General features: G+C 71.5%; 24 protein-coding genes and 3 tRNA genes. 18 read left to right on the top strand and 9 right to left on the bottom strand.

Going from position 1 to position 23,387, the window contains the following annotated elements:
* Position 1: 1 nt before the first annotated feature.
* The 8 genes from FRAEUI1C_RS40015 to xylA all read right to left on the bottom strand — a co-directional run bounded on the left by FRAEUI1C_RS40015 (position 2) and on the right by xylA (position 5,740).
* Positions 2-256, bottom strand: coding sequence for a hypothetical protein (locus FRAEUI1C_RS40015; protein WP_013428111.1), 255 nt, complete (start codon positions 254-256; stop codon positions 2-4).
* 831 nt (positions 257-1,087) lie between these two features.
* Positions 1,088-2,101: a ketopantoate reductase family protein gene (locus FRAEUI1C_RS34895; RefSeq protein WP_013428112.1), complete on the bottom strand. Its 1,014-nt coding sequence runs from the start codon at positions 2,099-2,101 to the stop codon at positions 1,088-1,090.
* A 618-nt stretch (positions 2,102-2,719) separates the two neighbouring features.
* A complete protein-coding gene (locus FRAEUI1C_RS34900; RefSeq protein ID WP_232425231.1) occupies positions 2,720-2,956 on the bottom strand; it encodes a hypothetical protein in 237 nt (78 codons plus the stop codon).
* Between the two features lie 61 nt (positions 2,957-3,017).
* Positions 3,018-3,374 (bottom strand): site-specific integrase, encoded by a 357-nt coding sequence (locus FRAEUI1C_RS40020; protein WP_198318910.1) that lies wholly within the window; start codon positions 3,372-3,374, stop codon positions 3,018-3,020.
* Positions 3,375-3,605: 231 nt separating this feature from the next.
* A complete protein-coding gene (locus tag FRAEUI1C_RS41780; protein ID WP_269724381.1) occupies positions 3,606-3,728 on the bottom strand; it encodes a hypothetical protein in 123 nt (40 codons plus the stop codon).
* A gap of 138 nt (positions 3,729-3,866) precedes the next feature.
* Positions 3,867-3,940, bottom strand: a tRNA-Phe gene (locus FRAEUI1C_RS34910).
* A 50-nt stretch (positions 3,941-3,990) separates the two neighbouring features.
* Positions 3,991-4,065, bottom strand: a tRNA-Asp gene (locus FRAEUI1C_RS34915).
* Positions 4,066-4,504: 439 nt separating this feature from the next.
* A complete protein-coding gene (gene xylA / locus FRAEUI1C_RS34920) occupies positions 4,505-5,740 on the bottom strand; it encodes a xylose isomerase (protein WP_013428114.1) in 1,236 nt (411 codons plus the stop codon).
* A gap of 367 nt (positions 5,741-6,107) precedes the next feature.
* Here xylA and xylB point away from each other — a divergent pair, with 367 nt between their 5' ends.
* Entirely contained in the window at positions 6,108-7,550 is a 1,443-nt protein-coding gene (gene xylB / locus FRAEUI1C_RS34925; RefSeq protein ID WP_013428115.1) for a xylulokinase, read from the top strand.
* A gap of 62 nt (positions 7,551-7,612) precedes the next feature.
* Here the strand turns inward: xylB and FRAEUI1C_RS34930 are convergent, their stop codons facing one another.
* Positions 7,613-8,884 carry an ROK family protein gene (locus FRAEUI1C_RS34930; protein ID WP_013428116.1) on the bottom strand — a complete coding sequence of 424 codons (1,272 nt, stop codon included), beginning with the start codon at positions 8,882-8,884 and terminating at the stop codon, positions 7,613-7,615.
* Between the two features lie 181 nt (positions 8,885-9,065).
* Between FRAEUI1C_RS34930 and FRAEUI1C_RS34935 the strand changes: the two genes are divergently transcribed.
* From FRAEUI1C_RS34935 to FRAEUI1C_RS35015, 17 genes are all read left to right on the top strand, one after another.
* A complete protein-coding gene (locus FRAEUI1C_RS34935) occupies positions 9,066-10,169 on the top strand; it encodes a sugar ABC transporter substrate-binding protein (RefSeq protein ID WP_013428117.1) in 1,104 nt (367 codons plus the stop codon).
* A 247-nt stretch (positions 10,170-10,416) separates the two neighbouring features.
* Positions 10,417-11,259: an ATP-binding cassette domain-containing protein gene (locus FRAEUI1C_RS34940; RefSeq protein WP_013428118.1), complete on the top strand. Its 843-nt coding sequence runs from the start codon at positions 10,417-10,419 to the stop codon at positions 11,257-11,259.
* The gene (locus tag FRAEUI1C_RS34945; protein WP_013428119.1) at positions 11,256-12,548 is read left to right on the top strand and encodes a sugar ABC transporter permease; all 1,293 of its coding nucleotides are present in this window, start codon (positions 11,256-11,258) and stop codon (positions 12,546-12,548) included. The genes FRAEUI1C_RS34940 and FRAEUI1C_RS34945 overlap by 4 nt, the downstream gene beginning before the upstream one ends.
* A 188-nt stretch (positions 12,549-12,736) precedes the next feature.
* Positions 12,737-12,809: transfer RNA gene (locus FRAEUI1C_RS34950), tRNA-Glu, on the top strand.
* Between the two features lie 722 nt (positions 12,810-13,531).
* Positions 13,532-14,206 (top strand): Pvc16 family protein, encoded by a 675-nt coding sequence (locus FRAEUI1C_RS34960; RefSeq protein ID WP_013428121.1) that lies wholly within the window; start codon positions 13,532-13,534, stop codon positions 14,204-14,206.
* A 33-nt stretch (positions 14,207-14,239) separates the two neighbouring features.
* Positions 14,240-15,661 (top strand): phage tail sheath family protein, encoded by a 1,422-nt coding sequence (locus FRAEUI1C_RS34965; protein WP_013428122.1) that lies wholly within the window; start codon positions 14,240-14,242, stop codon positions 15,659-15,661.
* A gap of 8 nt (positions 15,662-15,669) precedes the next feature.
* Positions 15,670-16,860, top strand: a complete 1,191-nt coding sequence (locus FRAEUI1C_RS34970) for a phage tail sheath family protein (RefSeq protein WP_157735214.1) — start codon at positions 15,670-15,672, stop codon at positions 16,858-16,860.
* Between the two features lie 24 nt (positions 16,861-16,884).
* Entirely contained in the window at positions 16,885-17,325 is a 441-nt protein-coding gene (locus FRAEUI1C_RS34975; RefSeq protein ID WP_013428124.1) for a phage tail protein, read from the top strand.
* Positions 17,316-17,783: a hypothetical protein gene (locus FRAEUI1C_RS34980; protein WP_013428125.1), complete on the top strand. Its 468-nt coding sequence runs from the start codon at positions 17,316-17,318 to the stop codon at positions 17,781-17,783. The genes FRAEUI1C_RS34975 and FRAEUI1C_RS34980 overlap by 10 nt, the downstream gene beginning before the upstream one ends.
* On the top strand, positions 17,780-17,947 hold the full coding sequence (locus FRAEUI1C_RS41785; protein WP_013428126.1) for a DUF6760 family protein: 168 nt from the start codon (positions 17,780-17,782) through the stop codon (positions 17,945-17,947). Before FRAEUI1C_RS34980 ends, FRAEUI1C_RS41785 begins: the two co-directional genes overlap by 4 nt.
* Before the next feature lie 230 nt (positions 17,948-18,177).
* Complete coding sequence (locus FRAEUI1C_RS34985; protein ID WP_013428127.1) at positions 18,178-18,711, top strand: phage tail protein; 534 nt, start codon at positions 18,178-18,180, stop codon at positions 18,709-18,711.
* Positions 18,708-20,003: a hypothetical protein gene (locus tag FRAEUI1C_RS34990; RefSeq protein WP_013428128.1), complete on the top strand. Its 1,296-nt coding sequence runs from the start codon at positions 18,708-18,710 to the stop codon at positions 20,001-20,003. Before FRAEUI1C_RS34985 ends, FRAEUI1C_RS34990 begins: the two co-directional genes overlap by 4 nt.
* Positions 20,000-20,764 carry a CIS tube protein gene (locus tag FRAEUI1C_RS34995; protein WP_013428129.1) on the top strand — a complete coding sequence of 255 codons (765 nt, stop codon included), beginning with the start codon at positions 20,000-20,002 and terminating at the stop codon, positions 20,762-20,764. Before FRAEUI1C_RS34990 ends, FRAEUI1C_RS34995 begins: the two co-directional genes overlap by 4 nt.
* 9 nt (positions 20,765-20,773) lie before the next feature.
* Positions 20,774-21,841, top strand: a complete 1,068-nt coding sequence (locus tag FRAEUI1C_RS35000) for a phage late control D family protein (RefSeq protein ID WP_013428130.1) — start codon at positions 20,774-20,776, stop codon at positions 21,839-21,841.
* Entirely contained in the window at positions 21,838-22,482 is a 645-nt protein-coding gene (locus tag FRAEUI1C_RS35005; RefSeq protein WP_013428131.1) for a phage baseplate assembly protein V, read from the top strand. Before FRAEUI1C_RS35000 ends, FRAEUI1C_RS35005 begins: the two co-directional genes overlap by 4 nt.
* Positions 22,483-22,512: 30 nt before the next feature.
* Positions 22,513-22,899, top strand: a complete 387-nt coding sequence (locus tag FRAEUI1C_RS35010) for a PAAR domain-containing protein (protein ID WP_013428132.1) — start codon at positions 22,513-22,515, stop codon at positions 22,897-22,899.
* A gap of 14 nt (positions 22,900-22,913) precedes the next feature.
* Positions 22,914-23,321, top strand: a complete 408-nt coding sequence (locus tag FRAEUI1C_RS35015) for a GPW/gp25 family protein (protein WP_041259842.1) — start codon at positions 22,914-22,916, stop codon at positions 23,319-23,321.
* Positions 23,322-23,387: the final 66 nt, after the last annotated feature.

Genomic DNA, 23,387 nt, shown 5'->3' on the forward strand with positions numbered 1-23,387 from the left:
ATCAGATGGACGACTGGAAGCCGGCGACCGGATCGCGCAGCTCGCGCGCTTCCTGAACGTACCGGTTCAGAAAAGGGCGCAGGGGCGCATTCGATGGGACTTCTTTTCGGTTCAGCCGGCTCCAAAAACGCCGGAAGAAGGATTTCCACCCCGGTTTTTCATTCGGCGCGGCCCGGAGCAGCGACGGCACTCGCGCCCAGTCGACATTTGAAAGATCGAAGACGAAGGTCTCGATATCGGACGGAGACTCGCTCACCGGCAATCCTTCCATCGCCTGCCGGCTGGGGCCGGCCAGCCCGCCAGCGCGAGGCCTCCGGCCAGGCTGTGGATCGTCACAACGAGCGCTCCATCCCACTCTACTTCGCTGGGATTTGCAGTGTCAGATCTTTCCGGCCACGGCGCAACCATCGCGAGCGCCAGGCGCCAAACGGGCCGGTCACGGTCGCGGCCGCCGTCGAGCCTGCCCCGCCCTGCCGGATCGGCACACATCCCCGACCGTGGCGGCCAGCGGGGCGGGGCGGGCCGGGCGCTGGCACTCGGACGCGGCACGGGAACTCCGGTCCCGACCGCGCTTGGTGCCGCAGCTAGGCTTTACACGCGCCGTGTTGCTGCTCAACGCCGCATTGGCCCACACATCCTCCGCGAGATCGCGGCCTATTCAGCGATCGACGTTTCGATGGAGCGCCACGCGCCGCCCCGCCGAAGGACGAGCAGCCGGCATCACGGCCTGTGGGGAGACGACACGAAGGGCCGTTGAAGATGTAGATCTAGCGTGTGGGCAGGGGCGGAGTCGAACCGCCGAACTTCTGCTTTTCAGGGAAATCTTCTCGAAGCTGGTCGAGTCCGCTTCGGGCCCGGCGCCGGGGTGTCCTGGTCCGCAATCGCCGGGGCCCCCACGCTGACATCCTCGCGTTCTCCGAGGCTGAGTGGATCGCGTTCCTCGACGACGCCGAGTCGTTCCGGGGTGAACACCTCTGATCGGCACCTGACGCCGAGACCCGTCCCGCCCAGCGCCGATACTCCGATTCGGCCGCACCCCGGCGCGGTAACTGGGGCGGGTGAGGTAAAGGCCGCGACACGCCACCCGTTACCCGCAGCACTCCACCGCGGCGGCGACCGGGGGTGTGGCGGCCGGCGGGAGCCGTGCCAGGAACTCCTCGGTGGTCAGTTGTCCCGGCGGGAGGCCGTCCCGCGCGATCTCATCGGTGATCAGCTGTAGTAGCTCGTTGACCGGCGTCGGAACACCGTGCAGCCGCCCGAGAAGGACGATCTCTCCGTTGAGGTAGGCGGTTTCGACGCTGCCGGTTCTCCGGGTCAGGCTCTGCCAGGTGGACGCCCCCGGCCGCGGGACCGACCCGATGGGACGTGGCTTGATCAGCGCCAGCCGGGGCGAAGCGGGATCCTCCAGCCGATAGTCGATACCGGCCGCGGCCAGCACGTCGCGGGCCTCCTGACGTGCGAGGCCGTCGATCGGCCCGTGCCGGGCCGGAGGCCCGCACACGGCCTCGATCGCGTTGCTCAGATTTGACAGCAGCTTGCCGTGCTTCCAGCGGCTGATGTCCGGCCGCACCTCGGAAGCGAACCCGGCGGCCCGGAAGGCGGCCGCGATCGTCTCCGCGCGCGGGTCGGGCGACGACTCGGCAGGATACCGGCCGATGTCCAGCAACCCGGGGACCGGCGCCGAGTAGGCACAGACGACGCCCGGTTCCAGGAAGGCGGTCGGGCAGGCTACCGAAACGCCGTAGACCTGCGGAAACAGGCGTAGCGCCTGCCGTTCGTTGTCGACCCCGTTCTGCAGGCAACAGACTGGCACGTCCCGCGGGAACGCGGCGGCCAGGTCGCGGAGCGCGGCGCACGTGTCCTGGCTCTTCATCGTCAGCAGGACGACGTCGTCAGCGTCGGGGATCACCTCGCCGGGATGGCCGACGACCGGGATATCCACCGTGCTGGGGCCGTCCGGGCTCTCCACCCGCAGGCCGGCGGCCCTGATCCGCTCCCGATGGGAGCCCCGGGCCACGAGCACCACCGAACAGCCCGCCTGGGCCAGCCTCGCGCCCACCACCGCTCCGATGGCCCCGGCGCCATACACGATGAACCGCATCGGTCAGACCTCCATGGCCTGTGCCAGCTACATGGTTCGGCCGCTGCCTGCGGACAGAGTCCAGCATTCAACGAAGATTCACCAGCATTCAGGGCCTTTAGGCCGTCGTCTGTCCTGAGCCGTGCTGCCCGGGCTCGTCGTGCTGCCCGGCCGTCCAACGAACCGACCTGACCTGACCTGGGGGAACGCGGACCCGTGACGGGTAACACCCCGCCGCGTCGCAGCCCAGATCCAGCGGCCACGTGCGGAGCCAGACGGGCCGTTACCCATTACTCGCCCGGCGCCGCACGGCCCGGACCGACCGTAACGTGACAATCGACCGGCCAGCACCCGGCGCTCGGCACCGACGACGCGCCGGCCGGTCACTCGATAGTCACGGCCCCGCGCCAGCGCCCGGCCGCCGAGTCGAGAGAGCGCCAGAGCCTCACCACGTGTCAGGCGAAGTTTTGAACTGGCCTGCTGGTGCGCCATGAGCCGGGCGGCCATCCTTTTGCCGAAACCGTGCCGGGCGGCCGTCATTGGATCTGGCCTGGAGCGTCGCTGGCTGGAGCGGCGGCGGGCCGCACACGCCCATGCCGCCTTGGCGGCGCCGGCCGGGCAGGTTCAGCGGTCTGCAGGTTAGGCCGAGCCGACTACGAAGGTGCCGATGACGGTCACGCCGTCCAGCTCGTAGACCGGGACCAGGGTTCGCTCTCCGGCCGCCGCCCGCGCCGCGGCTTTCTTCCTCCATTCGGCGAACTCAGCGGGCGGCAGACCGGTGCCCTGCGCAGCGTCAAGTTCGGTCCGCCTGACGTAGCCGCGCTGCCCGTCCCTGAGCCCAGCCGAGATCAGGTCCGGCCATTCGCTTCGAGGCACGGCGTGCAATCCCCCTCCGTAGGTCTCTCCGGCAGAGTTCGTCGGCCAGACTGGTCCTGACTCACCATCGGACATAGCGCCATTGTCTACACCCCATCCCGCTGTGCACGGTCTCCTCGCCGACGCGGTGCGCCGCCCCAGCGCCAGGCACCGGGTCGCCGTGATCAGTTGGATCGGGCACCTGACGGCGGATGCAGCGGTCGATTGCGCGCTCGGCCGGGCGGCCGAACCGAACGATCCGCTGTTTGCGGCCCTTGCCTGTCACGAGCAGTTCCCGCGAGACCAGATCCATGTCGGTGTTCGCGGGGTCCTCTTCGTTGTAGCGGATGCCCGCCATCTCCGACGCCGGATACCGGTGGCCTTGAAGAGTTCGATAATCGCCGCGTCGCGGCGATCTACGAATGTCGTCCCCTTGCACGTCTTCGCCAGCATCGTCAATTCTTCGGCGGTGACGACCAGGACGGCCTTCTCCCCAACCTTCGGCAGAGACATCCGCGCCATCGGGCTCGTGACTTCTTCGTCGTCCGCGAGCCACTTGAAGAACTGCTGGAGCGCGCGGTACTGGTTGTTGGCGTAGCTGTCGCTGTAGTGGTCGAGCAGCCAGGCCATCCAGGTGCGGACGTCGTCAGCCGAGACGTCCAACCAGTCGTCACGGCTCTGTATTCGCCAGCAGGTGGCCACCCGCGAACCACGGGGCCGCTTCGACGTAGGTCCGCACGGTCTTCGGGGAGTTGCCCTCGGCAGCCAGGTGCAGCCAAACGGAAGTGGTCATGGACTGGAACGGGCCAGCGATCAAGATTTTGGCTGCCGTGGCCGAGGCACAACCATGAGAGTTCACCTCTGCGCGGACGTCGTGCTACGGGTCCGGCATACCGGCCTAAGCACGTATCCGTAGGTCAGAGGTTATGAGTGGGCAGGGGCGGGGTCGAACCGCCGACCTTCCGCTTTTCAGGCGGACGCTCGTACCGACTGAGCTACCTGCCCCAGACGACACATCCGGGCGGCCAGCGAGCTGGCCGCCCGGATGATGTGCGCGGTCCCGACGGGATTCGAACCCGCGACCTCCGCCTTGACAGGGCGGCGTGAACTCCAGGCTTCACCACGGGACCATGTGTGTTCAGTTTGCGGTCTTACTGTACTACTTGTCGGTCTACCTGCGGCTGGGACCGCTCGGAGCTCCGACTGGAGCCCTCGACCGACGAGCAGAAGCATACAGGACCCGGGGAGGGTCTAGGAGACCGCGGTTGCCCACCCTTCGAACCACACCTGGCCGACGTTCGCCGGACGCGTCCCGTTCGCTCAGATCTGACGCTCCGGCCATCCGGTCGAGACACCGCGGCGACCCGGGGTCGTCGGTCGAGCAGCCCGGTCTGCGAGCACGCCCGGCCTGACGCAGACCTGCCACCAGAGACCTCTCGTCCCAAGACCTGCAAGATCGCTGTTTTCGCCCTCGCGTGGCTGTAACTGCGGCGGTTTTGCGACCATGCGAGGGCTAGAACGGCGATCAAGGCGGCGGGCCGACGCGCCGGACCCCCCTTGACCCCGGCCTCAGGCGACGCCGAGGAGGTGCTCCAGGGCCAGCTGGTCGAGGGCCTCGATGTTGACTGCGCGGGTACCCGCGGCGTCGGCGTCGAAGTTCTCGTAAGCGGCAGGGTCGGCCAGCAGGTCGGCGAGGGTCTCGCCGGGGGCCAGGGTCGGGGTCGAGAGCTCGCCGACGCCGGCCGCTGCCTGGGCCGCGACGACGCGCGGGTCCGAGCGGAAGGCGGCGGCCTTCTCCTTGAGGATCAGGTAGGTCCGCATGCAGGCTGCCGCCGACACCCAGACGCCGTCGATGTTCTCCGCTCGCGGGGGCTTGAAGTCGAAGTGGCGGGGACCGTCGTAGCCGGCGCTCTCCAGCAGGTCGACGAGGAAGAACGCGCTCTTGACGTCGGCCGTGCCGAAGCGCAGGTCCTGGTCGTACTTGAGCCCGTGCTGGCCGTTGAGGTCGATGTGGAAGAGCTTGTCGGCCCACAACGCCTGGGCGTAGCCGTGGACCACGTTCAGCCCGGCCATCGTCTCGTGGCCGACCTCCGGGTTCAGTCCGACCATCTCGGGATACTCGAGCTGGTTGATGAACGCCAGGGCGTGGCCGATCGTGGGCAGCAGGATGTCGCCGCGTGGTTCGTTGGGCTTCGGCTCGAGCGCGAACCTGATGTCGTAGCCCCGGTCGCGGACGTACTGGCAGAGCGTGTCGACGGCCTCCTTCAGGCGGTCGAGGGCCGCGCGCGGATCCTTGGCCGCATCGCTCTCCGCGCCCTCACGGCCACCCCACGCGACGTAGAGCTTCGCGCCGAACTCGGCGGCGAGGTCGATGTTGCGCATCGTCTTGCGCAGCGCGAACCGGCGGACGCCGCGATCGTTCGCGGTGAAGGCGCCTTCCTTGAACACCGGGTGGGTGAACAGGTTCGTGGTCATCATCGGGACGACCAGGCCGGTCTCGTCCAGAGCTGACCGGAACCGCTTGATGCAGCGCTCCCGTTCGGCGTTGTCCGCCGCGAACGGGATCAGGTCGTCGTCGTGGAAGGTCACGCCGTAGGCGCCGAGCTCGGCGAGCCGGTGCACGCTCTCGACCGGGTCGAGCGGCGGCCGGGTCGCGTCGCCGAAGGGATCGCGTCCCTGCCAGCCGACGGTCCACAGGCCGAAGCTGAACCGGTCCGCCCGCGTGGGCACCAGATCACCGGACTTCGGCGCACTGGCTGCCAGATCGCTGGCTGTCAGCGCACCGGTCGTCAGATCACTGGTCATGGCGTCACCTCGCGGCTAGTTTGGTCTCGCGGCTATTTTGGTGGTGTCTACAACAAATAAGCCGGACGGGAGCCACCACGCAACCCCCTGACCGGAGTCGCGGAACCCTCGACGAGAGGGCTATTTGTCGTTCGCCAGGTATAATGCCGACACTCTGCGGAACCGCGCCTCGATCGCCCAGGCAGCGTCGCGTAGACATCCCACCGCGCGACCAACGGGCACAGCGCCATCCGCGCGGCCTACCGTCACCGGTGGTCACGAGAGCCGCCGCGTACGAGGACCACCGTCCGCCAGCGGGTCGTCAGGAGTCGGCGTTCCATACCTCGCCGGCGCGCCTGCCGCGTCGGTCACGCATCGGGAGCAGGCCATGACGCTGGTCGCGGGTATCGACTCATCGACGCAGTCAACGAAGATCGTGATCTGTGATGTGGCCGACGGCTCCATCGTCCGAACCGCCGCCGCGTCCCATCCGGACGGCACCGCCGTCGACCCGGAGGCCTGGTGGGGCGCGCTGTGCACGGCCGCCGGCGACGGGCTGCTCGACGGCGTCACGGCGATCTCGGTCGCCGGCCAGCAGCACGGCATGGTCGCGCTCGACGACGCGGGCCGGCCGGTCCGCCCGGCGCTGCTCTGGAACGACGTGCGCTCGGCCGACGACGCCGATGATCTGGTCGCCGAGCTCGGGCCGAACGCGTGGGCAGCGGCCACCGGCAGCGTGCCGACGGCGAGCTTCACCGTCACCAAGCTGCGCTGGCTCGCCCGCCACGAGCCGGCGAACGCCGCGCGGACGAGGTCCGTGCTGCTCCCGCACGACTGGCTGACCTGGCGGCTGGCCGGCGGCGGACCCGCGCCGGACGGCCGTCCCGACCTCGCGGCCACGACGGACCGCGGCGATGCCTCCGGCACCGGGTACTGGTCACCGGCGGCTGGCGGGTACCGGCCCGACCTCGTCGAGCGCGCACTCGGGCATCCGCTGGAGCTCCCCCGCGTCGCCGCCCCCAGCGAGGTCGTCGGGGAGGCGGCCCGGCTGGCCCCGCCAGGGGCGTTGCTGGCCCCAGGCACGGGCGACAACATGGCCGCCGCGCTCGGCCTCGCGCCGGAGCCCGGCGACGTGGTCGTCTCGCTGGGCACCAGCGGGACGATCTTCGCGACCTCCGAGGCGGCGACGCACGACGAGGCCGGGCTGGTCGCCGGCTTCGCCGACGCGACCGGACGGTTCCTCCCGCTGGTCTGCACGCTGAACGCGGCCCGGGTCCTCGCGACCGTCGCCGACCTGCTCGGGGTCAGCCCGGACGGTTTCGACGCGCTCGCGCTGGCCGCGCGCCCCGGCGCCGGCGGGCTCACGCTGCTGCCGTTCCTCGACGGGGAACGCACGCCGAACCTTCCCCGGTCGCGCGGGCTGCTGGCGGGGCTCTCGCGGGGCAACTTCTCCCGGGAGAACCTGGCCAGGGCCGCCGTGGAGGGGGTGCTGTGCGGGCTGGCCGTCGGGGTCGACGCGCTGCGCGAGCACGGCGTCGAGGCCCGCCGTGCGCTGCTGGTGGGCGGGGGCGCCCGCTCGCGGGCGGTCCGCGAGATCGCCCCAGCGGTGCTCGGGCTACCGGTCGCGCTGCCGGACCCTGGCCGCGAGTGGGTCGCGATCGGCGCGGCCCGGCAGGCCGCGTGGGCGCTGTCCGGCGCCGCGGCACCGCCGGACTGGCCGGTCGCCGCCGGCCTGGTGGCCGCCGAGCCGGACCCGGCGACCCGGGCCGCGTTCGCCGACGTCCTGGCCGGCGTCCTGCCGCTGCTGCGGCGCGAGCACGCGGTGGGCTAGGCCGTTCCGTCGTCGTTCGGGCCGGTGCTCGCGGCCACCCGCTGGGCGGCCGCGAGGGGGGCTCAGACCTCGACCGTGGTCGCGAGCGTCGCCGCGACCCCGAGTGGGTCGTCCAGCAGGTGGGCGAAGGCCAGCTCGGCGGCGCCGAACAGGCTGGAGTCGCCGCCGAGCGCGCTCGGGACCAGCGCGACGTGCTCGCGCGAGACGGTCAGCCCGCCCGCGCCCATCCGGCCGACGACGTCGTGCTCGACCACCTCGAGCAGGTCGCGCAGCTCCCCGCCGAAGATCACCAGCTCGGGGTTGAACAGGTTGACGAGGTTGCCGACGCCGACGGCGAGCCAGCGGCTGACCTCGTAGAGGGCCAGGCGGGCCCGGGCATCGCCGGCTGACGCCTCGGCGACGACCGCTCGCACGGAACCGCCGTCGCCCGGCTCGTGCCCGGCCGCGCGCAGGATGGCGTCGGTGCCGATCTCCGTCTCCCAGCAGCCGCGCGCGCCGCAGCGGCAGCGCTGGCCGGTCGGGTTGACGATCATGTGGCCGGCCTCGCCCGCGTAGCCGCCGTGGCCACGCAGCGGGCGCCCGTTGCAGATGATCCCGGCGCCGAGTCCGACCTGGCCGGACAGGTAGACGATGTCGTCGTGGCCGCGGGCCACGCCGCGCGCGTGTTCGGCGAGCGCGCCGAGGTCCGCGTCGTTGGCGACCTGCACGGCTGGGCTGCCGACCGGGCCGCCGATCGCCCGGTCGGGCAGCGCGTCGACGAGGGCGGCGCGCAGCGCGGCGCCGAGCGGCTGCTGCTCCCAGCCGAGGTTGGGCGCGAACCGGACGAAGCCGTCGGCGCTGCGGACCACCGCGGGGACGGCGACCCCAATTCCGGCACAGTGCGTGAGCGGACCTAGCGCCTCCGCGAGTCTGCGGGCCGTCGCCGCCGTGAGGTCTACCACCGCTGTGAAGCCGCGCTCACCCGGTGGCAGCGGAACGACCTCCCGTGAAAGCAGTGCGCCACCCAGACCGACCCTCGCGGCGATGATCCGATCGACGCCCAGGTCGAAGGCGAGAACCTGGTAGCGCTCGGTCTCCGGGACGACCACCAGCGACGGCCTGCCGGCGCCGGAATGGGTGTCCGGCGACTCCTCCCGGACCAGACCGGCCGTACTCGCGAGGTCTGCGGCCAGAGCACCGATAGTGCTGCGGTTCAAGCCAGTCTGCGCGGTCAACGTAGCTCGCTGTGTCGGTCCGGCGAGGTGCACGTAACGCAGCAGCAGGCTCAGGTTGTGCCGACGTAGCTCCTCCTGCTTGATCCCGGCCGGCGATGGGTGCGGTCGGGGAAGACGCATCACGTGTCCAGTCTCCCGGAGCCGACCGCCGCCGGTAAGTCGCGGGCTATGTGCATAGAGTCACCAATTCCTCTTGCCTTCGGCAATCCCCTTGCGTGACACTGATCACATGAATATGTTCTGGCAAACAACTTAGCATCCGCATCCTGGGCTACACCGCCCAAGGGAAGGGGCCACGCAGATGCGCGGGAAGGTTTTACGGTTCGCGACGGCGGGAGCATGTGTCGCGCTGACAGTTGCGGCCTGTGGCAGCAGCAGCGGCGGCGGAGGCAGCAGCAACGCCTCCGGCGGCTCGTCGGTGAAGGGCAAGATCGGCGTCATCCTGCCGGACACCAAGTCCTCGGCTCGGTGGGCGACGGCGGACCAGCCGCTGCTGGAGAAGGCATTCAAGGCCGCGGGCGTTCAGTACGACATCCAGAACGCCCAGGGTGACGCCACCCAGATGCAGACGATCGCCGACCAGATGATCACGAACGGTGTCACCGTCCTGATGATCACCAACCTGGACTCCGGTTCCGGTAAGGCGATCGAGGACAAGGCCAAGGCGCAGGGCGTCGCGACGATCGACTACGACCGGCTGACGCTGGGCGGTTCCGCTCAGTACTACGTCAGCTTCGACAACGTCGCGGTCGGCAAGCTGCAGGGCCAGGGCCTGGTTGACTGCCTCAAGGCCTCGGGCGCGCAGAAGCCGATCGTCGCCGAGCTGAACGGCTCGCCGACCGACAACAACGCCACGCTGTTCAAGCAGGGCTACGACTCGGTGCTCGACCCGCTGTACAAGGACGGCACCCTGGTCAAGGGTCCGGATCAGTCCGTGCCTGACTGGGACAACCAGCAGGGCGGCACGATCTTCGAGCAGATGCTCACCCAGCAGCCGAAGATCGGCGGCGTGCTGACCGCCAACGACGGTCTCGGTGGCGCGGCGCTCGCGATCCTGGCGAAGAACGGGCTCAACGGGAAGGTCCCGGTCACCGGCCAGGACGCCACCACCCCGGCCCTGCAGAACATCCTCGATGGCGACCAGTGCATGACCGTGTACAAGGCCGTCAAGAAGGAGGCCGACGCCGCGTCGGCGCTCGCGATCAGCCTGGTCAAGGGCCAGAAGGGCGACGCCCCTCAGACGATCCACGACCCGACCGGTAACCGGGACGTGCCGTCGGTGCTGCTGCAGCCGGTCGCCATCACCAAGTCGAACGTGAAGTTCGTGGTCGACGACGGCTACGTGACCAAGGCTGAGCTCTGCACCGGCAAGTTCGCGGCGCTCTGCACCACCGCCGGCATCTAGCTCCGGGCGATCACGGACACCATTCGTGATCGCATGGGAACCGTCCGTGGGTGGTAGTTTCGACGCCACCCGCGGGCGGATTCCCACGTCCGGACGGATACGCCAGCCCCTGTTCAGGGGCCGCCGGTACGCCCATACTGCTGGCGCTACCTGTTGCCTGGATCACATCTATCTATTCGCCTGAGGCGCCATCCATCGCTGACGCGCGCCGACGACCGGCCGTGCCTTCGTCCGGGCGAGGAGTGACATGACTGACAATCCACCGCCGGCGGGGACGCCCGTCCTCGAGCTACGCGGCGTGAACAAGAGTTTCGGCCCCGTGCACGTCCTGAACGACGTCGACTTCGCGGCCAACGCCGGCGAGGTCACCGCGCTCGTCGGCGACAACGGTGCCGGCAAGTCGACGCTGGTCAAATGCATCGGCGGTATCCACCCGATCGACTCCGGCACCTATTCCTTCCTTGGGAAGCAGGTCTCGGTCAACCAGCCGAAGGACGCCGGGGCGCTTGGTGTCGAGATCGTCTACCAGGACCTGGCCCTGTGCGACAACCTCGACATCGTCCAGAACATGTTCCTCGGCCGGGAGCGGCGCGGCCGCTTCCTCGGTCTCGACGAGGCCGCGATGGAGAAGCAGGCCGGCGAGACACTCGCCGGGCTGTCGGTCCGGACGGTCACGTCGCTGCGCCAGCGCGTCTCCAGCCTCTCCGGTGGCCAGCGCCAGACGGTCGCGATCGCCAAGGCCGTGCTGTGGAACAGCTCCGTGGTCATCCTCGACGAGCCGACCGCCGCCCTGGGCGTCGCGCAGACCGAGCAGGTGCTGCAACTGGTCCGCCGGCTCGCCGACAAGGGCCTGGCCGTCGTCCTGATCTCGCACAACATGCGGGACGTGATGGACGTGTCGGACCGGATCTGCGCGCTCTACCTGGGCCGGGTCGCGGCCGACGTCCGGTCGAAGGACGTCACCGTGGCGGACGTCGTACAGACGATCACGACGGGCAACGCGCCGGGTGCCTCCGCCGCGAAGACCCTTTCCACGAACGAGGCCCTGGCGGACGCCTCGGCCGGCGCCACCGCGGGAGGAGCGGCATGAGCACCACCGAGGTCGCTACCCCCGTCAACCCGGAGCCCGCCGCCCCGCTGGCCAAGGGGACCGCCCCCGTACCGGCCACGGACCCCGGCCTGCTCGACTACGGGCGCAACTACGTCAGCCGGGTTCGCGGCGGCGACATGGGCGCGCTGCCGGCCATCCTCGGGCTCCTGGTGCTGTGCGTCGCGTTCGCGATCCTGCGCTCGCGCTTCGTGTCGGCCATCAACTTCGCCAACCTCTTCACCCAGGGCGCGGCGGTCACCGTGATCGCGATAGGCCTGATCTTCGTCCTGCTCCTGGGCGAGATCGACCTGTCGGCCGGCTTCGCGTCGGGCGTCTGCGCCGCGGTGATGGCGACCCTGACCGCCCAGCACGGCCAGTCGTGGATCGTGTCGATCCTCGCCGGGATCGGCACCGGGGTCGTGATCGGTCTCGTGCTCGGGTTCCTGGTCGCAAGGGTCGGTATCCCCTCCTTCGTGGTGACCCTGGCCGCGTTCCTCGCCTTCCAGGGCACGGTCCTGCTGATCATCGGGAACGGCGGGAACATCTCGATCAGGGACAAGACCCTGGTCGCGATCGCGAACAAGAACCTTCCCGTCTACGGCGGCTGGATCCTGTTCGCGGTGGTCGTGCTCGGCTTCGGCGCCACCCAGCTGCTCCGGGCCCTCGGGCGGCGGCGCGGCGGCCTGTCGGCCGACCCGATCTCGGTGATCGCGCTGCGCACGGGTTCGCTGGCCGTGCTCTTCGGAGTCGCGGTCTACGTGCTCAACCGGGAGCGCTCGCGCACGGCGATCGTCTCGCTCAAGGGCGTCCCCATCGTGGTCCCGGTGATCCTGGTGCTGGTGGTCGTGGGCACGTACGTGCTCAACCGCACCTCCTACGGCCGGCACATCTACGCGGTCGGCGGCAACGCCGAGGCCGCGCGGCGCGCCGGCATCAACGTGGTCGCGATACGGATCTCCTGCTTCGTCATCTGCTCGTCGATGGCCGCGGTCGGCGGCATCATCGCCGCGTCCCGGGCCACCTCGGTCGACCCGAACGCCGGCGGCAGCAACACCCTGCTGTACGCGGTCGGCGCGGCCGTCATCGGTGGCACCAGCCTCTTCGGCGGCAAGGGCCGGATCATCGACGCCGTCCTCGGTGGCGCGGTGGTCGCGGTGATCGACAACGGCATGGGCCTGATGGGGTACAGCGCCGGTGTCAAGTTCGTCGTCACCGGCTGCGTCCTCGCCGTCGCCGCCAGCGTCGACGCGCTGAGCCGCAAACGGGCCGCGTCCACCGGTCGCCTCTGACCCGTCGCTTCACCCTCCGAGACCCCGGCGCCAGCAGTCACGGCGCCGGGGTCTCGGCGTCGGGCCCGCGGACGATCCGGACGAGCCCGGCGGCCGGGACACGTTTGGCGAGGGGCCTCACCGTCCCCTATGCTTGCCCCGGCCTCACGGCTGGTTTGGCAACCTGCCGTGACGGTTCGGAACTCCCGGCCCCCATCGTCTAGTGGCCCAGGACGCCGCCCTTTCAAGGCGGTAGCACGGGTTCGAATCCCGTTGGGGGTACACGCAAAGCAGTTGCATCACCACTAATTGCTATAAGTTAGTGGTCGGATGCCGGCGCCAATCTCCCGGCACACCAATCCGACTACCTACGGCTCCCGGCTCCACGGACGGTGACCCAGGCCCCGCGCCTTGCACTGGTTCGTCGGCCGGCAGGGGAACGTCCGCGTCGAACAGCCCAGGCTGATCGGGCCGCCTCGGGTCCACCTTGCCCCGGGCCACCGGCACCGCTGTGCCCCGCATTGGTCGGCGGCTCGCTCAGGCGGGCCGTGGGCTCGTCCCCGAGCCGCGTCATGGGCTTCTCCTCATCTCGTCAGCTGGTGGCGACCAGCGGGGTGGACGGCCGTGTGGCCCGCAGGACCGGGGCGATGGGCACCAGGGCGCCGAGCCGCCTCATCCAGCGCTCGTCCTCCGCGGTGAGCGCGCTGGCCTGATCGGGCCGGGTGGCGATCGCGATTGTGTGCCGAGCGAGCAGGCGTATCGCTTCGTGGCTCAGGTAGCGGTGGGACGTCGGCAGGTGCCGCGGCGACCGCCTTTGACGTGGAACCGCGCGCAATCCGGTCCTGACCGTCGCCCCTGTCGCGACCAACGCGCCGCCGACGGATTCCGGCGCCGTCCGTGCCCGGGAGACGGCCGGTGAGACGCCGGCGAGACGTTCGGAGGGCGGACGGCCGATAGACATCCGCTGTGCGGGCGCCAGCCGGCCCGGGCGGAGGGGGGAGCGGGTGTTTCACGACCTGGACACGAGTCTCGCCGCACTCGTGCGGGCGGAACTGGCGCTACCCGGCGTGGACATCAGTTTCGACGGGCCGGACGACCAGTTCCCGCCCTCCCAGGTCCACCTGCCCGCGCTGTCGTTCTTCCTGTACGACATCCGCGAGGACGTCGAACTGCGGCCGTCGGACTGGGACGTCGACCAGGACGCGACTGGCGCCTACATCCGGCGCCGGCCGCCGAAACGGGTCGCCTGCTCGTATCTCATCACGGCCTGGCCGAGCGACCACACGCCGCATCCCTCCCAGGACGAGCACCAGATGCTCGGCGAGGTGCTCAAGGTGCTGTTGCGCCACCCCACCATCCCCGCTGAATACCTGGCGAACGAACTCGCCGGCCAGCAGCCACCCGTCCCGACCCGGATCATCGCCGAGAACCGGCTGCAGAGCCTGGGCGAGTTCTGGCAGGCGATGGGCGGCAAGCCGAAGGCCGCGCTGCATTTCGGCGTCACCCTGAGTTTCGACGTATTCGCCCCGAGCGAGCCGACACCCGAGGTCAAGCGCCTTGACGTCGTGGTCGGAAACCAGGTGCCGCCGCCAAAGACACCAACAGCGCCACCGGCAACACCGCCAACAGAAACGCCGACGGAAACACCGGCCGAAACCGCGACACCGCCAGCGACCTGACGCAGGCTTCCCGAAAGAGGGGGACGACGAGGAATGCCCGAGTACCTCACGCCCGGCGTGTACGTCGAGGAGGTGCCGGCGGCGATCAAACCGATCGCCGCGGTCGGCACCAGCACCGCCGGCTTCATCGGTCTCGTCGCCGACGACGTCGAGACACCCCTGCGTCCCGGCCACATCGGCTTCAAAACGGTCGTCGGCGCTGACAACAAGCCGAAGCAGGAGCGCGTCGACACCGACTTCTATCCCGTCGCCGACGCCGGCACGACTGTGCTCGTCGACAGCTGGGACAGCTTCCGCACCCACTTCGGGGACGTCCAGCCCGGCAACACCGTGCTGGCCAACGCGGTCTACGGCTTCTTCAACAACGGTGGCTCCCGCGCCTGGGTCATCCGTGTCGCCGGGCCGGCCACCGATGCCGGCACCGGTACGCCGGCGGCGCCGGCCACCGAAACGGACGGGAGCACGAAAACGGACGGGAGCACGGACACCACCGTCGGTGACCCGCCCGCCGAGGGCACGGACACCACGGCCACCGACACCACGGCCACCGACGGAACGGGCACCGAGGCCGGCGAGGACGTCGAGCCCGTCGGCGTCGACACGGACCCCGCGGTCCAGGCCGCGCTGATCAGCGCGCTGGACGCCTTCCTCGACGTTGACGAGATCTCCATCGTCGCGATTCCCGGGGCGATCAGCGACGACGTCCAGAAGGCGATCGTCGACCACTGCGAGAACGAGAACACCCAGGACCGTTTCGCCGTCCTCGACGGGCGGCGGGGGGTCACGGAACTGACCAAGACCGACATCGCCGGCAACGTGCGGGACAGCAGCTACGCCGCCGTCTACTTCCCGTGGATCGCGATCGGCACCGACGCGGTTGGCAAGCCGATCTACCAGCCGCCGAGCGGCCACGTGGCCGGCGTCTACGCCCGCGTCGACACCAGCCGCGGCGTCCACAAGGCGCCAGCGAACGAGGTCATTCGCGGCGCGAACGGGGTCGAGACGACGGTCGGCAAGGCCGCGCAGGCCGGGCTGAACCCGGACGGCGTCAACGTGATCCGCATGTTCGGCCCGAACGTCACGATCTGGGGCGCCCGCACGACCGCCGCCGTCAGCCAGCCGGAGTGGAAGTACGTCAGCTCCCGGCGGCTGTACATCTTCGTCCGCGAGTCCATCCAGGACGGCCTGCGCTGGGCCGTCTTCGAGCCGAACGGCCCGGACCTGTGGTCCCGGGTGCGCCGCAACGTCACCGCGTTCCTCACCACCGTGTGGGCCGACGGCGCGCTGCTCGGCACGACCGCTGAGCAGGCTTTCTACGTGCGGTGCGACGAGGACACGAACCGCGTCGACGTGCGGAACGCCGGGCAGCTCGCTACCGAGGTCGGCATCGCCCTGCTGAACCCGGCAGAGTTCGTCGTCTTCCGGATCAGCCAGTGGGCCGGCCCCGCGGCATGATTCCGGGGTTGCGGCGGGAGGACGTGCGCCCGTCGGAGCCCCGGAGCTTCGTCACCGGCGTCCCGCTGTTCCTCGGCTTCGACGCCGCCGCCGGGCCGCCCGGCACGGTCGTCGGGCCCGAGCGGCTCGGCACGGTGGGTGACCTGACCGCGGCCAGCCTGGCCGGGGTGGCCAACCCGGCCAGGCCAGGCGCCGCGGGAGTCGCGGCCAGCCTGGCCGCCGCCGCGGCGCGGGCCGAGGGCGCGCTCGGCGACGCCGTCCGCGGCTTCTTCGCGAACGGCGGCCGGGCCTGCCACGTCGCCTGGACCGCGCCGGGCCCTGACGCGGCAGCCGCGGTGCGCCTGGCCCTGACCACGCTGGACGACCGGGCCGAGCTGACCGACGTCGATCTGGTCTGCCTGCCCGACCTGGGCGCGTGGCCGCGGCCGGCGGAGATCGCCGCCGCCCAGCGGGCCGTGCTGGAGCACTGCGCGGCCCGCGGCGACCGCTTCGCCGTACTGGACGCGGTGCCGGGAGCGGACCTCGACGCCGCGGTGAAGCAGGCCCAGAACCTGGCCGGGCCGGCCGCCGCGTTCGGCGCGCTGTACTTCCCGTGGGCGCGGGTGCCGGCGGACGGCGCCGCCCGGTACGTGCCGCCGTGCGGGCACATCGCCGGCACCTACGCGGCGCTCGACCGGGCGGGCGGCGTCCACCGGGCGCCGGCGAACCGCGAGATCGCCGGCGTGCTGGACGTGTTCGTCGACCTCACCGAGGCGGACATGGCCCGGCTGTGCGAGGCCGGGGTGAACCCGATCCGCGCGCTGCCCGGCCGGGGCATCCGGGCCTGGGGCGCCTGGACGCTGAGCGACGACGAACGCTGGGCGAGCATTCCCGTCCGCCGGCTGGTGTCGACGATCGGGCGCTGGGCGCGGCGGTTCCTGGAGACGGCGGCGTTCGAGCCGAACGACGTGCGGCTGTGGACACGCGTCATGCGCGAGCTCACCGCGGCGCTGGACGTGCTGCACGCGGCCGGGGCCTTCGCCGGACGGGTCGCCGAGGAGTCCTTCTACGTCAAGTGTGACCACGAGACGAACCCGCCGGAGTCGGTCGCGGCCGGCCTGGTCGTCACCGAGATCGGGGTGGCGCCCGCCGTCCCCGCGCAGTTCATCGTCGTCCGCCTGATCTCCAGCGCGTACGACGCCACGGTCGACGCGGCCTGACCCGGTCGCGAGAGGAGTGTCACGATGGCGACCCGTATCGACCCGTACAACGGGTTCACGTTCTCGGTCGAGCTCGACGGGATCACCCGGGCCGGGTTCCGGGAGTGCTCTGGCCTGCAGAACAGCCAGAACGTCAGCACCTACCGGGAGGGCACCGACCGGTACCTGAGCCCCCGGAAGATCCCAGGCATGGTCACCTACGGTGACATCACCCTGAGCCGCGGCATCACCAGCGACACGAAGCTGTGGGAGTGGCGGCTCAAGACGGTGCGCGGCGACGTGCAGCGGCACAACATCTCCGTCAGCGTGCTCGACGACGCAGGCACGGCCAAGATCACCTGGAACCTGTTCGACGCGTGGCCGACGAGCTGGACCGGGCCGTCGTTCAACGCGACGTCGGACGAGTTCGCGATCGAGCAGATCACCATCGCCTACGAGCGCCTCGAGGTCGGCCAGTGGTCCTGACGGGCGCCGCCGCGGCGGGCCTCTTCGCCGGCCCGGACAGCCCCGACGGCGGCTCGGGCGCGGCGGCGGGCCTCGGCCCGGACGGCGGCCCGGGTGAGTTCCCGACCGAGTTCCCGTTCGAGCTGCCGCGCGGCCTGCTCGGGCCGGACGGCGCCGTCCACCGGACCGGGACGATGCGGCTGGCCACGGCGTACGACGAGATCGAGCCGCTCAAGGACCCGCGGGTGCGAGCCAACCCCGGCTACCTCGTCGTCATCCTGCTGGCCCGGGTGATCATCCGGCTGGGGACACTCGAGCACGTCAACACGGCCGCGATCGAGCATCTGTACGCCGCCGACCTGGCCTATCTCCAGGACCTGTACCAGCGGATCAACCTGACCGGCAGCACCCGCCTGGCGGTCGCCTGCCCCCACTGCGCCGGCGATTTCGAAGTGGAGACGTCCGGCCTGGGGGGATGACCCGCTACCCCTTGGACCGGCTGCACGAGGAGGTGGCGTACGTGGCATTCCACTTTCACTGGCGACGCGAGGACATCCTGCGGCTCGAGCACCGCGAGCGGCAGCGCTGGGTGAGCGAGATCGCCCGGCTCAACGAACGACTCCAAGCGGGCGGGCGAGGTTGACATCCTCCCCGCGTGAATGCGGGGGTACTCCAACTTCGGCAACCCGACGCCTCCCCACACAAACCGCGCATGCTCACAATGCGCCTACATTCCCGCCACCTGTTCGGGTATTGGGTAGAGCCGGTAACGAAACTTGACCCTATTTTGGTAGAGAAAGGCGACAGAATGCCTTACCGCGGGCACCGTTTCCTTCCCGGCCTGAAGGCCGGAGCATCCACGGCGCCGCTCCGGTGACGATCGGACTGCGCTGGCAGCCGGCCGCGATCGGCAACTGGCCGGCGGCGGCGCGCCCGCTCGAGCCGTTCACCGGCTTCAACTTCGCGGTCGAGATCGAGGGCCTGATCGTCGGCGGCTTCACCAGCGTCGAGGGCCTGGAGAGCGACCTGCGGACGATCGAGTTCCGGGAGGGCGGCGTCAACGGCTACGTGCACCGGCTGCCCGACGGGGCGAACGCGTCCACGATCGTCCTGCGGCACGGCCTGACAGCCAACATCTCGCTGTGGACCTGGTACGACAACACCGTCCGGGGCGTCGTCCAGCGGCGGAACGGGACGATCGCGCTGCTCGACCGCCAGGGCGTCCCGCTGGTGTGGTGGAACTTCCGGCGCGCCCTGCCGGTGCGCTGGAGCGGTCCGGCGCTGGCGGCGGACAGCGACGCGATCGCGGTCGAGTCGATCGAGCTCGCGCACGAGGGCCTGAGCATGCCGCTGGCCGGGCAGGCGCTCGCCGCCGCCCAGGCGATCACGGGGATGGGGCGGTCATGACGGCGCCGCTGACCGGGGGAAGCGGCGGGCGCGCGGGCGGCCCCGAGTCCGGGCCGACGGCACCGGGGCTGGCCGTCGACGCGCGGTTTCTCGCACGCCTGCGCGGCCGGAGCCGGCAGGCCGGCCTTCTCGACCTGACGCCCGGCCGTGCGCTGGCCACGCGACACGAACGGATGATCGGCGGCGCTCCGCTCGCCGCGGCCGTTCTGGCTCGTTCCGACGCGCGGCCCCGGTCGGAGGAGGCCCGTGAGCTGCCGGTCGTGGCGGCGCGCGCGCCGGAACCGCTGTCGGTGGACGTCGCCGGGGCCGGCCGGGCCACGCGCCCGTCGGCCCGGCCGGGGACACCGGTGGTGAGCGCGGCGCCGCCGCCGCGCGAGTCATCCCCGTCCGAGCCGCCGAGCGCGGTCCGGCCGCCCCTCGCGGTCCGGCCGGCGAGCACCGTCCAGCCTGTGAGCACCGTCCAGCCTGTGAGCACGGTCCAGCCGGTGCCCGCGGTCCAGCCGGCCCCCGCGGCGACGCCGGTGGCTCGGGTCACCCCGCCGACCAGCGCGCCGCCGAGGGCCGCGGGGGCGCCGGTCATCCGCCGGCTCGTGCGCGGCGGCCAGCGGGGCGCCTCCCCCTCGTCACCGGTCCCGCCGTCAGCACCGTTACCGGCCTCGCCGCCGGACCCCGATCAGGCAGCCGCTTCGGCGCCCCCACGCTCGCGCCTCGCGGGGCCGGCCCTGCCGCCGGATCGTCCTTTCGTCGTCGCCGCGCCCGCGCCGGAGCGGCCGGTGGCCCCGCTCCTCCAGCTCGCCCCCGCGGCGGCCGGGTCTCCGGTGGTCGTGCCCGCTGGCGTCGAGGCGCCGGCGATGCCGGTGGTGCTCCCGGCGCGGGACGAGCGCCCGCTGCCCGTCGTCCGCCCGGCTCCCGCCCGAACGACGGCGCCACTCGGCGCGACCCCCCTGTTCGGGCCAGCCCTGTTCGCGCCAACACCGTCGGGACTCGCGCCGTCCGGGGCCGCGCCGTTCGGACCGGCGGTGCCCGGGCTCGCCGCGCTGCCGCTGGCCACGCCGCCCACCGCGGCTTTCGCCCACGCCGCGGCCCCCCAGCCGACGGCGGCCGCTCCGGCCGGTTGGCCCGCACCGGTTCGGGACGCGCGCGCGAGCCAGCGGCCGGAGCCGGCCCGCCCGGCACCAGCAATGCCGGCCCCGGCGGCGCCGCTGGACCTCGACCGGCTCGCGGACGCGGTCGGGCGCCGGATCGTGCGCCGCTTCGGCGTCGAGGCGGAACGGCGAGGGATGCCGCGATGACCCTCATCAACCCGCCCGCGGGCGGCCCGCGTGGCGACAGCCTGGAGAAGCTGACGATCTTCTACCGGAAGGACGGCGTGGAACCGACCTTCGTCGAGGCGCTGTTCAACCCGGCCGAGATCAGCCGGTCCCGGACGATCGAGTGGGAGAAGCCGGTCGCCGGCCTGATCGCCAAGGTCCCGTACCAGCCGCGGCGCGATTTCGTCGCCGTGCGGCCGGAGACGCTCTCGGTGTCGCTGTTCTTCGACACCTGCGAGTCGCGGGCCGACGCCGACAGCCGCGTCGCCGGCCTGCTGACGAACCTGGCCGCCCCCGGCAGCCCGTTCGACAGCGGCACGGCCAGCGACGTCACGCGCCTGACCCGCCGGGTGGTGGAGCTCGCCCAGGTCGACCGCGAGACGCACGAGCCCCCGGTGTGCCAGCTCAGCTGGGGCCGCTACGCGCACATCTTCACCGGGGTGCTCACCCAGCTCGACCAGCGCTTCACGATGTTCCTGCCGGACGGGACGCCGGTGCGGGCGACGCTGGACTGCACGTTCGCCGAGTCCCCCACCCTGGCGGCGGCGCGGGCCGGCGAGCTGCACTCGGCCGACGTCGTCAAGTCACGGGTGGTGCGCCGCGGCGACACGCTGCACAGCATCGCCGCGCGCGAGTACGGCGACCCCGCGCTCTGGAAGGAGATCGCGCGGGCCAACGGCATCACCAACCCGCTGCGGGTCTCCCCCGGCACGGTGCTCACCATCCCCCGGCTGGACGGGTAGGGCCGGTCGATGCCCAGCGCAACGAGCGGGATCCCGGCGCTCCCGACGCCGACCGTGCGCCTCGACGGCGCCCAGCTGCCGCCGGAGGTCCAGCGCGACCTCATCGCGATCCGGATCGAGCAGGACCTCGGCGCCATCGGCATGCTCACCCTCGAACTGCGCAACTGGGACGCCGCCACGCAGCGCCACACCTGGTCGGACTCGTCGCTGCTGGCCGTCGGCACCGGCATCGAGGTCTGGCTGGGCGGCCCGGGCGCCCCGTCGGCCTTCCTGGGCGAGGTCACCGGCATCGAGCCCGTCTGGGCGCCGGATCGCTCACCGACCGTGACGGTGCGGGCCTACGACTACCTGCACCGGCTGACCCGCGGGAGCGTGACCCGCACCTTCGTCGACGCCAGCGACAGCGACATCGCCAGCCGGCTCGCCCGCGAGGCGGGCCTGCGCGCGCGGGTGACGGCGACCGGCACCCGTCACCGGCACGTGCTCCAGTCCAACCAGACCGATCTGGAGTTCCTCCGCTCCCGCGCCCGCCGCCACGGCTTCGAGGTGTTCGTGCGCGACCGGGAGCTCCACTTCCGGGAGCCGGCGCTCGGGGCGCCCGTGACCAGTGTGCTGCGGGTCGGGGACGAGATCGAGCATTTCGTGGCCTGGCTGAGCGCGGCCGGCCGGGCCGGGCGGGAGACCGTGCGGGCCTGGGACCCGCGGGCGAAGGAGGCCGTCGTCGGGTCCGGGGAGAGCCAGGTCCTGCCCGCCATGGGCGGCGCGGGCGTGGGGCAGCGCCAAACCGACACGATCTTCGGCCGGGCCACCGTCACCACCGCGGACGTTCCCGTGCGGACCCGGCGGGAGGCCGAGGAGCTCGCCCTGGGCCGGCTGCGGACGTCCGCCCTGACCTACGTCGAGGCCGAGGCGGAGGGCGGCGACGCGCTCGCGCCCGTGCGCGCGGGCACGACGGTCGGCGTCCAGGGCGCGGGGACCCGGTTCAGCGGCACCTACTACGTGGCCCAGGTCGTGCACACCTTCGCCTACGACAACCGCTTTCGCTCCTCGTGCCAGCTGCGCCGGACGTCGGCATGAGCGGCGGGATCTACGAGCGGCTGCTCGGCGCCGGCACCGGCGACGTCTTCGCCGGGGTGGCCGTGGGCATCGTCACCAACGTCAAGGACCCCGACAGCCTCGGCCGGGTCCGGCTGCGGCTGCCCTGGCTCGCGGACGACGTCGAGAGCGACTGGGCGCGGGTGGCGACGCCGATGGCCGGCAACGGGACGGGTGCGCAGTTCCAGCCCCGGGTCGACGACGAGGCGCTGGTCGCCTTCGAGCACGGCGACCCGGGCACGCCCTACGTCATCGGCTGGCTGTGGAACGGCCGCGACGCCCCGCCGCAGCCGGACACCAGCGGCCGGGGCGACGTCCAGGTGCTGCGCTCGCGGTCCGGCCACGTCGTCCGCCTGGACGACACGAAGGACGGCGAGCGGGTCGAGATCATCGCGAAGGGCGCCCGGAGCAGCATCGTGATCGACGTCGTCGGGCGGACCGTGACAGTCACCGGGGAGTCCGACGTCGTGATCGAGGCCGCCGCCGGGCGGCTCACGCTTCACGGCAAGGCCGGGGTCGAGATCACCTCGGACAGCACGGTGAAGGTCGACGGGAAGGCCGGCACGGAGGTCACGGGCGGGCCGCGGCTGACCCTCAAGGGCGCCGTCGTCAACATCAACTAGCGCGATCGCCTGTCGAGGAGGGGGACGGACGTGGGACTACCCGCGGCCAAGGAGGGGGACCGGGTCATGGCGACCGACATGCACGTCGTCGTGCCGCCCGCGCCCGCGACGCCGGTGCTGACGCCGTTGCCGTTCGTCGGCGCGCTCACCGGCGGCCTCAGCCCGAACGTCAACATCATGGGACGGCCGGCGGCGACGGTCGGGAGCACCGCCGACAACGTCCCGGGGCACGTGCCACCGGGCGGGGTGTTTCAGCGCCCGCCGTCGAACCGGGGGACGGTCCTTCTCGGCAGCGCGACCGTGATGATCAATGGTCGGCGGGCGGCCCGGTCCGGCGACCCGGTCGAGACCTGCAACGACCCGACCGACCTGCCGGCGGGCACCATCGTCGCCGCCGGCTCCGTGCTGATCGGCTGAGGCGCGCCGTGGACATGAGCGTGGGCGGCGGCGTGAGCTCCGGGTTCGGTGGATCCGGCTGGGCCTTCCCCGTCACCGTCACGGCCGACGGGACGATCCGGTCGGTCGCGGACGAGGACGAGATCATCCGGGCCGCGATCTGGATGATCCTCAGCACCTCGCCCGGCGAGCGGGTGATGCGGCCGGACTACGGCTGCGGCCTGTCCGAGCACGTCTTCGGCGTCCTCGGCCCGGCGACGACGGCCGGGATCGAGCGGGACGTCACCGACGCGCTGCGCCGCTGCGAGCCACGCATCGACGTGCTCGAGGTCCAGGCTCGCCCGGACGCCGACGACCACGACGTCCTGCTGGTCGAGATCACCTACCGGGTGCGAGCCACCAACAGCCGGCTCAATCTCGTCTACCCCTTCTACCTGGACTGACGGATTACCTTGACTGACGGAGCGGACGTGTTGAGGAAACCGGAAAGCGCCCAGGCCGGGGCCACC

This window comes from Pseudofrankia inefficax (assembly GCF_000166135.1).
In the GTDB taxonomy this organism is placed as follows: Bacteria; Actinomycetota; Actinomycetes; order Frankiales; family Frankiaceae; genus Pseudofrankia; species Pseudofrankia inefficax.